General features: G+C 40.3%; 15 protein-coding genes. 6 read left to right on the forward strand and 9 right to left on the reverse strand.

The genetic code is table 11. The features are described 5' to 3' along the window. Window positions 1–110: 110 nt before the first annotated feature. Together H6G28_RS35200 and H6G28_RS35205 are read left to right on the forward strand one after the other, a co-directional pair. On the forward strand, window positions 111–617 hold the full coding sequence (locus H6G28_RS35200) for a glutathione binding-like protein (protein WP_313950048.1): 507 nt from the start codon (window positions 111–113) through the stop codon (window positions 615–617). Window positions 618–843: 226 nt separating this feature from the next. Continuing rightward, on the forward strand, window positions 844–2,133 hold the full coding sequence (locus H6G28_RS35205) for a S41 family peptidase (protein ID WP_190594909.1): 1,290 nt from the start codon (window positions 844–846) through the stop codon (window positions 2,131–2,133). A 162-nt stretch (window positions 2,134–2,295) separates the two neighbouring features. On the opposite strand, the gene H6G28_RS35210 is transcribed toward H6G28_RS35205, so the two are convergent. Next, window positions 2,296–4,062: a Rieske (2Fe-2S) protein gene (locus H6G28_RS35210; protein ID WP_190594908.1), complete on the reverse strand. Its 1,767-nt coding sequence runs from the start codon at window positions 4,060–4,062 to the stop codon at window positions 2,296–2,298. A gap of 267 nt (window positions 4,063–4,329) precedes the next feature. Between H6G28_RS35210 and H6G28_RS35215 the strand changes: the two genes are divergently transcribed. Continuing rightward, window positions 4,330–5,343, forward strand: coding sequence for an IS701 family transposase (locus tag H6G28_RS35215; protein ID WP_190677831.1), 1,014 nt, complete (start codon window positions 4,330–4,332; stop codon window positions 5,341–5,343). 95 nt (window positions 5,344–5,438) lie between these two features. On the opposite strand, the gene H6G28_RS35220 is transcribed toward H6G28_RS35215, so the two are convergent. The 5 genes from H6G28_RS35220 to tnpA form a co-directional block, all read right to left on the reverse strand. Continuing rightward, window positions 5,439–5,876: a hypothetical protein gene (locus H6G28_RS35220; RefSeq protein ID WP_190594906.1), complete on the reverse strand. Its 438-nt coding sequence runs from the start codon at window positions 5,874–5,876 to the stop codon at window positions 5,439–5,441. Between the two features lie 62 nt (window positions 5,877–5,938). Continuing rightward, the gene (locus H6G28_RS35225; RefSeq protein ID WP_190594905.1) at window positions 5,939–6,571 is read right to left on the reverse strand and encodes a toxin-antitoxin system YwqK family antitoxin; all 633 of its coding nucleotides are present in this window, start codon (window positions 6,569–6,571) and stop codon (window positions 5,939–5,941) included. 134 nt (window positions 6,572–6,705) lie between these two features. Then, complete coding sequence (locus H6G28_RS35230; RefSeq protein ID WP_190677833.1) at window positions 6,706–7,206, reverse strand: hypothetical protein; 501 nt, start codon at window positions 7,204–7,206, stop codon at window positions 6,706–6,708. Window positions 7,207–7,241: 35 nt separating this feature from the next. After that, the gene (locus H6G28_RS35235; protein ID WP_190677835.1) at window positions 7,242–7,547 is read right to left on the reverse strand and encodes a hypothetical protein; all 306 of its coding nucleotides are present in this window, start codon (window positions 7,545–7,547) and stop codon (window positions 7,242–7,244) included. A gap of 280 nt (window positions 7,548–7,827) precedes the next feature. Next, entirely contained in the window at window positions 7,828–8,226 is a 399-nt protein-coding gene (gene tnpA / locus H6G28_RS35240; protein WP_190677837.1) for an IS200/IS605 family transposase, read from the reverse strand. Between the two features lie 51 nt (window positions 8,227–8,277). Between tnpA and H6G28_RS35245 the strand changes: the two genes are divergently transcribed. Then, a complete protein-coding gene (locus H6G28_RS35245) occupies window positions 8,278–9,438 on the forward strand; it encodes an RNA-guided endonuclease InsQ/TnpB family protein (RefSeq protein ID WP_190677839.1) in 1,161 nt (386 codons plus the stop codon). A gap of 52 nt (window positions 9,439–9,490) precedes the next feature. On the opposite strand, the gene H6G28_RS35250 is transcribed toward H6G28_RS35245, so the two are convergent. Genes H6G28_RS35250 through H6G28_RS35260 form a run of 3 tightly spaced genes read right to left on the reverse strand, consistent with a single transcriptional unit; the run spans window position 9,491 to window position 11,232 of the window. Continuing rightward, window positions 9,491–9,997, reverse strand: a complete 507-nt coding sequence (locus H6G28_RS35250) for a hypothetical protein (protein WP_190677841.1) — start codon at window positions 9,995–9,997, stop codon at window positions 9,491–9,493. Window positions 9,998–10,013: 16 nt separating this feature from the next. Continuing rightward, a complete protein-coding gene (locus H6G28_RS35255; RefSeq protein WP_190677843.1) occupies window positions 10,014–10,481 on the reverse strand; it encodes a hypothetical protein in 468 nt (155 codons plus the stop codon). Between the two features lie 13 nt (window positions 10,482–10,494). Then, window positions 10,495–11,232, reverse strand: a complete 738-nt coding sequence (locus H6G28_RS35260; RefSeq protein WP_190677845.1) for a hypothetical protein — start codon at window positions 11,230–11,232, stop codon at window positions 10,495–10,497. A 190-nt stretch (window positions 11,233–11,422) separates the two neighbouring features. Here H6G28_RS35260 and H6G28_RS35265 point away from each other — a divergent pair, with 190 nt between their 5' ends. Further along, entirely contained in the window at window positions 11,423–12,055 is a 633-nt protein-coding gene (locus H6G28_RS35265) for a hypothetical protein (RefSeq protein WP_190595123.1), read from the forward strand. 64 nt (window positions 12,056–12,119) lie between these two features. Then, window positions 12,120–13,328, forward strand: a complete 1,209-nt coding sequence (locus tag H6G28_RS35270) for a lysozyme inhibitor LprI family protein (protein ID WP_242048753.1) — start codon at window positions 12,120–12,122, stop codon at window positions 13,326–13,328. The last annotated feature ends 126 nt before the right edge of the window (window positions 13,329–13,454 follow it).

Raw genomic sequence — 13,454 nt, forward strand, 5'->3', positions numbered from 1 at the left:
TGATAAGATATCGGGCATGGGCTTGTTGTGGCTTTTGAGTTGTCGTTTGGGAAGACAATAACTCTACTACATCAGCCCTCTCTCTTCATCCTCTTATTTTGGCGAAGGTATTGACTAAACAACAGCAATTTACTCCTGAATATGTTGCCATCAATCCTAATAGTAAAATTCCTGCTATTGTTGACCAAGAGACTGGAATTACAGTTTTTGAATCGGGTGCAATTCTGATTTATCTAGCCCAAAAAACAGGCAAACTCTTACCAACTGATCAAAAAAGCTATTTTCAAGTTCTAGAATGGCTGATGTTTCAAATGGGAGGAGTAGGGCCAATGTTTGGGCAACTTAACCACTTTAAACGATTTGCACCCGAAAAGATTCCTTATGCCATCGAACGTTACGAAAAAGAAACTTTACGGATTTATGGTGTTCTAGATAAACAACTGCAAGATAATGAATTTATCTGTGGTGACTATTCTATTGCTGATGTAGCAACTTATCCTTGGGTAGCAATTTATGAGTTTCAAGGTTTATCACTGGATAATTACCCTCATCTCCAACGCTGGGTGAACATAGTGCAGCAACGTCCGGCTGTGCAACGCGGAATGCAAGTTCCTTAAATACAGATTGACCAAGATGAATCTATATTGGTTGGCGAGATAGCATTTATCAAGAAATCATTTACTATGCCAACTATAAATAAAATTAGCAGCAACGTTTACACAAAAATACTATCCATTTTTCAGTATGAATGATGGAAATAACTCTGTTTGATTAGTTTAATTGAAATAAACAAATTAGGAATTTCATAATTTGTTATAAACCTATCAATTCAAAAAAGTAAAAATGAAAATATTTCGACCTTTTTATTTTAAGCACTTAATTAGAATATCGCTAATAAGTATTTCTGTTTTGCTTTTAATATGGTTGATTTCTCCACTTTTACCAATACTAGCCTCATCAGAAACTCAACTTTTTGAACAAGTTTGGCGAACAGTCAACGATAACTTTTATGATCCAAAATTTAATGGAGTAGATTGGCAAGCTATTAAAAAACAATATCAACCTCAAATAAGCAAAGCTAAGTCAAAAAAAGATGTTGCTGTTGTCCTTAATCAAATGTTGGCTCAACTGAAATCTTCTCATACTCGGCTATACACTCAAGATGAGCCTGCTTACTATCAGCTTTTAGGGATTTTTGTACCAGGCAGCCCAGAACTTAAAAAGCAATTAAAACAGTTTTTTCCAAAAGGTAAAGTTGAATATACTGATATCGGCTTGTTTACCAAAGATATCAATGGCAGAAGATTTGTTAGTTCTATTATTGATGACAGCCCGGCGGCAAAAGCTGGTTTCAAGCCAGGAGACCAAATTTTAGGTGTTGATGGTTCTCCATACCAGTCCATAAATTCTTTTGCTGCTAAAGCAGGACAAACTGTCAAAGTATTAATCCAGCGTTCACCCGAATCAAGCAGCCAGCAAGAAATAGCTGTTATACCAAAAGTTTTTGATGCTAGTACGATGTTCTTACAAGCTCAAACAGCAAGCACCGAGTTAATTGAGCAAAGTGGTAAAAAAATTGGTTATGTCCATATTTGGTCAAACGCAGCAGATCCTTACGGGCAACAACTTCAAGATGAACTAATTTATGGTCATTTAAAAGATGCTGACTGTCTAATTTTGGATATCAGAGATGGATGGGGTGGCGGAGATGTTAGTTATCTCAACATTTTTACTGCCAAACACAATCTCAGCATTACAAGCATTCCCCGAAATCAACGTCGTTATACCTATAACTATCAATGGAAAAAACCTGTAGTTATGTTGGTGAATGAGGGCAGCCGTAGTAGTAAAGAAATTCTGGCATTTGGGTTTCAACAAAATCATATCGGCTCCGTGATTGGAACTCCAACAGCAGGAGCAGTACTCGCAGGTCGTCCTTATTTTATGCGCGATGGTAGTCTGCTTTATATTGCAGTTACAAATGTATTTGTAAATGGTAATCAAAGGCTAGAAGGCAAGGGTGTCACCCCAGATATTAATATTCCATTCCCCCTAGAATATGCTCAAGGCGCAGACCCACAAAAGCAAAAAGCTATAGAAGTTTTATTGCAAACACAATTTCCGCCAACCTAATCAACCACTCAAGATAGTTCTAGAAGGTTAAATTCATTAATTTGATGCTTGCTCACAACTGTGATGTTTAAACTATTGAGGTGAAGTAATTTCTAACAAAAAAGTGCTTTTTTAAGTGAAAGCACTTTTTTGTTAATAGTTTAACTTTTAGCTTTTCTTTATTTAACCTTCTTCCTCAAATAAGCGATCGCCTTGATGTAAGCGATGGGCAATTTGATAAGTTTGTTCTTGGGAGCGCATAGTGGGGGAATGTGCAGCTAAATATCGTGATGCAGCAACTAATATATGAATCCCTGCCTCAGTGTTCCCCAGCAGAGAATACTGACGAAAAGCAGCTTCTATTTCTTGGATAACATGAAAATCACGGTTTTCCCGCAGCATCATTTTCAAGAGTACTGCCATCAATTTTTCAGGGCTACCACCACTATATAAATAAGTAGTTACTAATTGCCCTGTTTGGTTTACTTGTTGTTGACGGTTTAATAAATCTGGTAGTTGAATTAATAATTCTTCAGGATTTTCTACAGTGTCTTTTGCTTGGGGCAGTCGTGCTGGTGGTACATTCAAAAACCGATTGAGATAGACACTCATCGCCGCATCAAACACTGCTTTGAGTAGTTCAACTGTTGGCACTCTTCGTAATGCTTGATGTACGGCATTAGCAAACGTAAATGGATGATGGGCCGAGTTCCAATCTCCAAAGTCATTATTGGTATTGAAACGAGCCACTCGCAATGCTGCGGCATAAGTGACGATGCTGGCTAATTGTTCTGGTGTACAACCTGATTGCAGTGCATCCAGGAGTGAATCAGCGATCGCTTGCGGATCTTCACCCAATAAAATTGAGACTAATTCATCCCCGTTTGACCAAGTTTCTTGCCGAGGTTTTCCTTGACTTAATACAGTAGGTAATTGCTCAAAAGCTAAGTCACAGATTGCCACCAAATCGACAGGGTAACGCCAAGAATTAGATTCTTCCATCCTATCGGCATTCGCTAAACCCGGAATTAGGCTAGGCAAAATCGATTCGGCTGCTTGCCAATCTACTGCATCAAGTGCCTCTAATGCTTTGTTGATGAAATCTAACGTATGCCCAACATCAAGATAACGGTGATCCGTCGCGGCACAAAACAGCATATCTGCAATTTGCTCCCTGTTTGCGCCACAAGCGAGCGCAGATACTAAACACCTTTGTGCTGCCTCAGTATCTCGCACCTGAATAAATTGTCGAAACCAGCTTTTGAGAGTTGCAAAATCAACTGTCGAGTTGGGTAATGGGTGAACAACAAATTCTGGTGGCGCACCAGCACTATCATTTGCTACTGCTGACAATCCGTGAAATAAAGCACAGGCTTTATCCTGAGCATCTAAATAAGGTAGTAGATTCATCATGCAAGTATGGATTGTCAAACCTGTACTCCAACCTGCTTTGTTATAACGAGTACCAAATTTCAGCCCTATGAGAAATGGTTCGGCCGGATTGGCTGACATGTTTAACAGTGCAATCGTTGATTTGGCTATGACTAGGGAAATGTTTTGCTCTAAACCATCTTGCAAACGTTGGCGGTGGTGGGAATCAAGATCAACAGTTGGTGCTAAATTTACCCACACTTCCCCATTACGAATTTCTACAGGAAAACAAGGAACATCATCTGCCCAGGAGTCAAACGTTCCACCGCTTGCGAGGTCAAAACGAGCATAATGCCAGGGGCAGGTAACAATCCCATCTTTGCAAGTACTGCCTTTCAACGGAAAACCCATGTGAGGGCAACGGTTGTCAATTGCATAAACTCTACCATTGAAGTAAAACAAAGCAATTGTCTGCTTTTGCTTGTGTACTACCAAGCTGCTTGCTGCTTGAACTTGAGCTAGTTGAGCAACATGAGTATAATTATCTACTTTGGTTGAGCCTTCAAATATTTGAGCCATTGAATTGCACACTGGTAAATGTCAAACCTTACTTCTACAGGACTTACGCAACTGGCACAGGCGATCGCTAAACTATAGTATTTGTGTACTATTACAAGTACCGCAACTAGCACGGGGCGATCACTAGTTCATAGTACTATTGTATTGATTAGCTGGGATTCCGAAAGCTTTGTCTAAGCATAAAAAGTCGCTGCAAAAGGAAACAAAGCATGAAATATTCATGATTAAATAGATAGAGATTGTATTAGATAAATGTTGCTTAGGGTAATGAGATTTACAAAAATTAATTACTGTCAATACTTATTAAGTAGTCAAATTAATTATACAATTACCAATTTGGCAGAGCATTTAGAGACTATTAGCCATGATGCAATTAACTATTATTTGAAAACCGAAAAGTTAACACCTCGGTTACTATGGGATAACGTGAAAGAAGTAGTTGAGCATGATGCGAATGGTTACATAATATTTGATGATAGCGTTTTAGATAAAAGGTATTCTGAAGAAATAGAAATAGTCAGAAAACAATATAGTGGTAATGAGCATGGTGTCCTCAAAGGAATTGGTGTAGTTAGCTGCGTGTATGTCAACCCTACTGTTCAAAAATTTTGGGTAATCGATTACCGCATTTTTAATCCTGATGTCGATGGTAAAACCAAGATAGACCATGTGAAAGACATGCTGCAAAACCTTGTATATCATAAGCTTTTACCATTTGATACTGTTTTGATGGACACATGGTATGCCGTACATAGTTTAATGCTTTATATTGATAGTCTAGAGAAAATTTATTATTGTCCTTTAAAAAATAATCGGTTAGTTGATGATACATTTGGACAAGAGAAATATAAACGGATTGAATTATTAGATTGGAGCAAAGACGAATTAGACTGTGGTAAAATAATCAAAATTAAAGCGTTCCCAGCTCATAAAAAAGTGAAACTTTTCCGGGTTACTGTTTCTACCAACAGAACGGATTATATTGCCACTAACGATTTATCTCAAAGTTCCACGGATGTTGTACAAGAGGTGTGTAAGATTCGTTGGAAAATCGAGGAGTTTCACAGGGAGATTAAACAATTAACTGGCATTGAATCTTGTCAATGTCGGAAAGCTAGACTCCAAAGAAATCATATTGCTTGTGCAATGTTAGTTTGGGTTAGGTTAAAGAGTTTAGCTTATCAAACTGGTCAAACCATTTATCAAATCAAACATAACTTGCTTGTCTTATATTTAATTCAACAACTGAAATGCCCAAATATTTCTATGTATTTGGTTTGATTTTAATTGCCGCGTGGCGGGACTACGCCCCAGCCGCTATTTGTGCCAGTTGTGTAAGTCCTGATCGATTCAGAGGGCAATTAGCTGGTTTGAGGTTAACCACACAAGTACATCGCTTTTACATCTGGAATTTCGTAATCACAGGCATTCGGTAAGACTAAACTTTGCCAATGGGAAACTGCGATCGCAAATGCAACCTGTACTAACAACATCGGAAAATGCAACCGTCGCTGCTGTACCCAAACCATCCAGCTATAGGGGAATAACACAAAAGCACTATGAGCATAGATTCCCAGCATTGGATTCCAGATTAATCGCGCCATCCCGACAATCCGCCCATGATTGTCCATTGGTAGCCCTGATGAAGCGTAAGGTTGCCCCAATGCTATGCCAAACAGCGATAGCAGTAAAATATTTACCCAAATAAGTGCCTTTGATTCCCACGGATGTAAAACATATGCAGAACGCGATCGATATAGCAAAAAGCAGTACCAAGGCAATAGTAAGCCAAAGAACCAAATGGAAATTTTCATAGAAATACATCAATTCAAGGTTGATAGACCAATAGTTGGAATTTATGACCAAATAAAAGCCCTCAGCAGCTATTCCAGACGGGTAATTCACCGTATTTCTTTACCATTTCCGCTTCTTTTTCTTTCCGTATATGTATGAGTTGATATTCTGGGCTGCCTTCGCTCAGGTATTCTTCCATCAGAACTTTCCCATCCAGTCCCCATTGCAGATGCTCCGTACAAAGTCCGAACGACCACACTTTGCGCTCCTGGATCTGGCCATCCTCATACCACCAAGTTTCAACACCGTGCTTGAAGGCTTGGTAAGTCGCTGGAGATTCATAATCATAAATGAGCCTTCCTTCGTCAGTCCATAACTTTCGATAACCAGGTAAACAGGTCGTGCTGGGGTATGTCTCCTCAGAGATCATCTGCCCATTCTCCGCCCATTGCCGAATGATCGATTGACGTGCAACATGGTCGTAATCCCCGTGACGGCTCATGATCTGGCCATTTTCATAGAATATTTCCAACAAGCCAGTATGGTAGCCCCTTTCATAATGTATTCGAGTATAAAGTTGACCGTCTTCATAGTTTTCAAAGGCCCACCCGGTAAATGGCAAACCGTCCTGAAGCAGGCAGTCACCCGCCTCATCATAACTGGCGCGATCGCTGTCCAAGTCGAGCATTTCCAATCCATCTTCGTCGTAGCGCATTCAGTCAAGTGATGTTAATGGAGTTCTCCCAAAAAACACATCTTAGAAATTAATGTAACTTTCTCAAAACTTATTTATAGCTTTATAGTTCAACAAACAGCAAAGGATTATACAAATGAAAAAGCATAAACTTGTTAGCGATATTTCTCCCTCAACTTGCTTAAGGTTTCTGCGGCAGTAAGGCGAATCATTTCATCCGCATAGTAGCTGTTGGGAATCGTCGTCGCCCTTTCCAAGGCATCTAGAACGGTTGGAGTCGGGTTATTTAATTGATTTAGGGCATCAATGACATTTAACGGGACACAGTATTCGGTACTGCAAATATGAGTTGCGATCGCATTTACCATTTCATCGTCTCCAAAGCCCAACGCACCACTCGCCGTTAGTACCTCATTTAGCACCTGAAAATCTAATGGTGCTTCAATATAGCGCAAAAAAGCATTGCGGGTGTCACGGCTGCGATCGCCCCAAGAACTGAGAATTTGAGGACACAAAGAACAAATCAAAGGTTCTGGATCGTGAAAGAGTGTATATCGAATAACTTCTGCATTCTCATCTGTCCAAGGTTCATCCCACAAATCCAACAGAAAAATATAGCGATCGCTCGGATCGATGGGTAAAGCGTTTACGTTCATCTACAAGCCAAAAATGCGAAGCAATTTTCTATAATTTAGGACATAAGCTTGATGGAGTTGAGCAGTTTAATTCGCCCTCCTTCCCATCCAGTAACCAGTTGATACTGATTGCCATGTATTGCCATTCGTAAGGTATCAGGTTGTTCTAGTTGAGCAGTTCTGAAGACGGCTAAAGCGCGTTCGCGTAGCGACTCCTTTGGAGTATCGCGAAAATCAGCATAATCCATACCGTCTGGATAAAGCGGATCGAAGACCATCCAGTCCAAACTTAAATCAAATTCCTGAATTGGCATATCCCCTACTATCCAAAGAAATTCAGCCTCATCAACGCATCGTTTCAAATTAGGATAAGTGCCCATTAGTTGGGAATAGACGCTCTCAGGTATTTCGCAATTGAGCAATCCGACAGCATCAAGTTCCTGAAGCAATTTTGTGCGACAGGGTTCTACTAAGTTGGGTTGATATAGGTGCCCTTGATTGGCAAAAAACTGCATATAATCCGCAGCGATTATTTCTAATTTTCGGAGAACGCTAGGGACGAACCCAGTTACCTCAGCCCAGCCAAACCGTAAATCCCACTCGTCTTCTGACCGAAAATAATGGGATACAAGCCCCGTCGTTCTAGGACGGCTTTTCTTGATTCTTGATATATTCCTTGAGAATTTCCAACGGCACACCTCCTACTGAAATAGCAAAATAACTAGGACTCCACAAAGATTCTTTGTGTGGTTTTTTATATCCAGCTTGCCCATAACGACGACTAGAAACACCTTTTAAGGCATTCACTATTTGAGAAATAGACAGTTTTGGTGGATATTCAATCAGTGCGTGGACGTGATTTCCTTCCCCGTTGAACTCAATTACTTGAAAGTCCATCTTTTCGGCGACTTCTTTAAACGACTTTTCAATCAAATTAAGACTATCTGATGTGAACACAGACTTACGATATTTCGTCACGCAGACCAAGTGTATCTTTAAATCTGTAACACTGTGCCTTTCTCTTCTAAATATAGTTGTCATTTTATGCAGACCAATATATAATATACATATAGACCAATTATAGCATCAAGCATGAAAGCTAGGTATCAGTATCGTTTCTATCCAACAGACCAACAGCAACAGAGTTTAGCTCAGTTGTTTGGTTGCGTCCGTGTGGTTTGGAATGATGCTCTGGCTCTCTGTAAGCGGTCTGAGAAGTTGCCAAGTAATAACGACTTGCAAAAGTTGATAATTACCCAAGCGAAAAAGACTGATGAACGTATTTGGTTGTCCGAAGTCTCAAATATCCCATTGCAACAATCTGTCGCAGATTTGGGAATTGCCTATAAGAACTTTTTCGACTCTCTAAAAGGGAAACGCAAAGGGAAGAAAGTAGGTAGCCCAAAGTTTAAAAAGAAAACCAATCAACAATCGGCACGGTTCAGAATTGGTGGTTTTTCAATCAAAGGTAATGAGGTCTATTTGGCTAAAATTGGCAACGTTAGCCCTATTTGGTCTAGAGAATTACCATCATCACCTAGTTCTGTAACAGTCATCAAGGATTGTGCTAACCGCTATTTTCTCAGCTTTGTCGTAGAAGTTGAACCAGAATCCCCGTCCTTAAGGACGGGGACTATGGCTAAAAACCAAAGCATTGGTATTGATTTAGGGATAAAAACTTTTGCTTTTATGAGCAATGGGGAGAAAGCGGAAAGTCCTAATTATTCAAAGTTAGACCGGAGAATTCGCAAATTCCAAAAGAAACTAGCACGTCAACCAAAAGACTCACGGCGTAGAAATAGAACTAGAATTAAAATTGCAAAGCTGCACAACAAAAAAGCAGATACTCGCAAAGACTTTCTACACAAACTATCCACCAAAGTCGTTAGCGAAAATCAAGCTATTGTTTTGGAAAATTTGAATGTGTCAGGAATGGTTAAAAACCGTAAACTTTCTAGAGCTATTAGCCTTCAAGGATGGAGAGAATTTAGAACTTTGTGTGAAGGCAAGTCTGAGAAACTTAATCGAGATTTCCACGTTATAAGTCGATGGGAACCAACAAGCCAAGTTTGTTCTGATTGTGGCTACAAATGGGGGAAACTTGATTTAAAGGTTCGGTCGGTTCAATGCTTAAATTGTGGAACTGAACACGACCGAGATGAGAATGCAGCTAAAAATATAAATAAAGTCGGGATAGGGCATTGCCACGACTCTAAACGGACGCAGAGACGGAGTAAGACTAGCAACAGTTAGCATCTGTCAACGAAGCGTCAAGAATCACCTCGCCTTCAGGCAGGTGAGTATGTCAAAAAAGCTGTACACTTAAAGGAAAGTTTAACTCCCCTGCTTTAATCTGTTGAGTGACTTGAATTATTTTGTTAATGGTACTTTGCGGGATATAGTGACCGCAACCATCCCAACCTGCAAAGTTTGGACTTACATACCAGAAAGGTTCAGTGGGTGGATATCCTGTTCGTTGCTGATATCGCTCGATTTCTTGCTGGAATTCTGATTCTGCGGTCGCCACATCATATTCAAAAATTGACCTAAGCCGGAAATAAATAGCTCCATTACCGAATTCCTGCCCACTTACAAACGCCTGATGTAATTGATTATGGATGCTCTCAACTCGCGTTGAACCGGACTCAAAGACAAAATCCTCACCTGGTTCTGCCAAGGGTAATAAAAATTCGATGATGTTTTGGTAATATCCTTCAGATGTAAAGCGCAATTCGTTATCTTTTGCCAAGACGACGAGGGGGTAATCATCAATTAACAATCGCTGATAGATTTTCCAGCCTGGGTATTCCATCAGTTCGCTCTTTTTATCACGAGTTACCGGTGGTTTCTTTGTCGTTTTCTAAAGGGGTAATTGCTTGTTGACCCTGCCACTTTCTCTGCCACATTTTCTCCACTTCTCCTCCTGGGAATCTATCCCTTCCCCGCTCACCATCAAACATGGCTGTTACATCAACGCTCACAAACTCAATTCGCCTTGCTGGCGAGTAATCCCGCAGGTATATTTCGTTACTAATGCGGTAAAGCAAATCATCTAACCAGGCTTCATCTTGAAAGACAGAGCGATTTACCATACCAGAAACGACCCACGCGCGATCGCCAACCTCTCGAAACCAAAGAAATCCCAAGTCTGGAAATGGCGCAAATGCATCGGATACAGAACCCTTTGGCTGAGTGAGGGGATCGGTTAATCGACAAACCCAGTCAGAATCTGCACCATAGCAGGCTATTTCAATTTCAGAATCACCCAAAAATTCTACCGTAATTTTTCTCATCATCCATTTAACCGTCTCAATTGAGCGAATAATATATTTTTAGGCAATATTTGAGATATTCAGCAGTGGGCAATGAAGGATCGGTGCTGAGGGCTTCCAGTTCCTCTAGCAACCCCAGCGCACCCCAGTCTATTACTAGATCGCAATTCATCGGCAAACTGTCGCAAGATGCCATGGTCACTAACTCCAAGTAGGTTGGTGCATATTCATTTTTAGCCGTTCTTTCACGCATAAATGGATTGCGATCGACATTTAGTGGAACTGCTGTCATCAGCTTAATTTGCTCATTATCCCAATCGGTAATTAGACGGTATTGTTGTCCCTGTACTGTTGCAAGTAATGTCCGAGGTTGGTTTAGTTTTGCGGCTCTGACTATTTCTAGACAGCATTCGCGAATTTCATCATCAATTAGCACAAACAAACTAAACATCATCCAATCCAAACTCACATCGCTTTCCTGGATTGAAATCTCCGGATTGGTATACCACAAGCATTCAGCAGCATGAACACATTGACTCAGATGAGGATAATTTTGAGAAATCCGCTCAAAAATAAGTCTATCGATCTCACAATTGAGTAAATGAAGGGCATCTAATCCTTTTAGCAATTCATCACGCGACCAAATCACCACCATTGGTTGATAGTCTCTTGCTTGATATGTAAAGTAATGAATGTAATCCTTAGCGATATTTTCCAGTTTCTGTAACACGCATCGCCGATCAATTGTCCAGTCAGGGTATTCTATTTCTTCCATTATTCTGTTACTACTCCCCTATGAACTGGCTCAAATAATACGCCTCATATTTCAAACTTCAATTTAACTATAAGTTCACTTCTAATATTTACGAGAATATACTGAGTTCAATTCAGAATCAACAAAGTCACTATATTTTTTATACTGGATTGCATATTACTTATGGAGTGAACCGTTCACAGGGCTGGCTATGAAAAAACGCTCAGTTTGGCAGTCAGGGATTGCCCGCTACATTATTTGCGTTAGCTTAGGACTGTGGTTAATACGATTATTGCACTTTGTTTGGTTAGATTGGCTGACATGGTTTTTCTTACCATTGCTTTGGATCTCAGGTGCGATCGCAGTATTGATTGGGTTAATTTGGGCGATTTCCTTTTGGGTGCGTGCCATTCAGAAAGGCTCTTTTCTAAATCAACGGTGGCGACGTTCTTTTCCACTGTTACTACAGTTCTTAGGATTGGTAATTGGGATTATCGTCCCGTTTGAACAGTTTTGGCTAACGGCGAATTTTTATCAAAATTTGGCAAGTCGGCAACAAGTAATTACGTTGGTGCAGTCAAATCAAATTGGTGGAGGTATGAACAATATTGCTACTTTACCGCCAGCTTACCATCACACTTCAATAAGCAAAGAAATTCAAACACAACGGGGACAGAATGGATTATACATTTTGTTCTTTACAGCTAGGGTCTTTGGGGGGGCACAGGGATTTGTGTATAGTGAACAGGCTAAACTTCCCGATCAAAATTTATTTTTAGGATATCGATTAAGGGTAGAACGTGCAATCAATTCCTATTGGTATTATGTCACGATTGGAGATTAAGCTCATACAATTTAAATGCCAGGGATAGTGGTTGAAGGCTACTGAGGATTGTTAATTATGGAAAATGATGAAATTTAAGATTGCGATATTTGCGAGTGTCATTTTATTTGCAACTCAGCTTGGTGTGGAACCGAGCAAAGCTATCCCTGCGTCAGATGCCAAGCCACAGACTCCTCTACCTTATCCAACCGTGATATTAGGATTTGCTGGGGTTTTGCAACCGGACTGTGTTCGACAGGTTGAAGCGGGTGAATATCGCTGTGCAAAGCGTTGGGCAGAAGTAACCCATTTGCTCAAATCATTGGTTTATCAAGATGTGGAGTCCCAACTTATTCCACCCCTTCAACATCAACTGGCGATCGCAGATCAATCCTGGCAACAGTTTCAAATACAACACTGCCAACAGTTAACTCAACGCTTACGCAATACGCCAGATTTTCCAATTGCAACATCTATCTGTTTAGCGCGATTAAATAACGATCGCATTCTAGAATTGCAAAGAGGTGGTGAGGTTATAACCCTCCAATCTCGCGATCCTCGATTTGAATCCTTACTCGATCGACTCAAATTGAGAAATTCATCGGTGCAACGTCACTGGGAGCAATATCAAACTCAGTATTGCCAGATCGAAAAAGCTCTATTCGTTTTTAACCCCCTGAGATTGGCGGAATGTCATCAGCTTCTCAGAGAGGCTCGACTTCAGCAACTAGAAGACCTTTTGGCAGCACCTACTCGTGGCTTGGATCTCTTCAATAGTTTTGTGCTACCTGGAATTCCAGAGCTAAATTGTGTGGATAAGACACAGTTTGGGTTAAATCAATGCGCGGTCTATTGGTCGAAAACAACTCAGCTTTTGCAATCAAGCATTTATGGCGATTGGGCAACAAGACTATCGAAGCAGTATCAGCAAACATTTATGATCGCACAGAAATACTGGCAAGACTATCGTGAAGCACATTGTACTGAGTTGGTTGAACCTTTTAAAGAAAATTCTATGGCACCGATGCTCTATCATCGCTGTTTAGCTCGGCTAAATAACGATCGCATTGCGGATCTAAAGGGGATAGCTGTATATGATTCAGAAGACGAGCAGCAGCAAGCCCCAGTTACATCTGGACAAGATAAAACTCAAGCTCTTTGGGAGCGTTATCAAACTCAGTATTGCAAGTTTGAGTCACGGTTTTTTGGTAGTCAAACCAGAAGTAAGCAATGCCTAAATCGTTTAAATCTGGGACGTTTACGCCATCTCAAAGCAATGATGAATACTCGATAAAGAGGAAAATAATACTAGTACAGCAAGGCGGAAATAAGCAGACCATTAAAGAGCCAAAACTTTGCCCTTATAAGTCCACTGAAAAGGTTTAGCCATTGTTTGATTAAAGTAGTCGATAAACTGGAG

The sequence above is a fragment of the Nostoc sp. FACHB-190 genome (assembly GCF_014696905.1).
Classification (GTDB): Bacteria; Cyanobacteriota; Cyanobacteriia; order Cyanobacteriales; family Nostocaceae; genus Nostoc_B.

Coding starts and splice junctions, on each gene's coding strand:
- H6G28_RS35250 (WP_190677841.1), bottom strand. CDS start 9,997: ATGGAATACCCAGGCTGGAAAATCTATCAGCGATTGTTAATTGATGAT.
- H6G28_RS35255 (WP_190677843.1), bottom strand. CDS start 10,481: ATGATGAGAAAAATTACGGTAGAATTTTTGGGTGATTCTGAAATTGAA.
- H6G28_RS35270 (WP_242048753.1), top strand. CDS start 12,120: ATGATGAAATTTAAGATTGCGATATTTGCGAGTGTCATTTTATTTGCA.
- tnpA (WP_190677837.1), bottom strand. CDS start 8,226: ATGACAACTATATTTAGAAGAGAAAGGCACAGTGTTACAGATTTAAAG.
- H6G28_RS35210 (WP_190594908.1), bottom strand. CDS start 4,062: ATGGCTCAAATATTTGAAGGCTCAACCAAAGTAGATAATTATACTCAT.
- H6G28_RS35220 (WP_190594906.1), bottom strand. CDS start 5,876: ATGAAAATTTCCATTTGGTTCTTTGGCTTACTATTGCCTTGGTACTGC.
- H6G28_RS35215 (WP_190677831.1), top strand. CDS start 4,330: ATGAGATTTACAAAAATTAATTACTGTCAATACTTATTAAGTAGTCAA.
- H6G28_RS35265 (WP_190595123.1), top strand. CDS start 11,423: ATGAAAAAACGCTCAGTTTGGCAGTCAGGGATTGCCCGCTACATTATT.
- H6G28_RS35225 (WP_190594905.1), bottom strand. CDS start 6,571: ATGCGCTACGACGAAGATGGATTGGAAATGCTCGACTTGGACAGCGAT.
- H6G28_RS35205 (WP_190594909.1), top strand. CDS start 844: ATGAAAATATTTCGACCTTTTTATTTTAAGCACTTAATTAGAATATCG.
- H6G28_RS35230 (WP_190677833.1), bottom strand. CDS start 7,206: ATGAACGTAAACGCTTTACCCATCGATCCGAGCGATCGCTATATTTTT.
- H6G28_RS35260 (WP_190677845.1), bottom strand. CDS start 11,232: ATGGAAGAAATAGAATACCCTGACTGGACAATTGATCGGCGATGCGTG.
- H6G28_RS35245 (WP_190677839.1), top strand. CDS start 8,278: ATGAAAGCTAGGTATCAGTATCGTTTCTATCCAACAGACCAACAGCAA.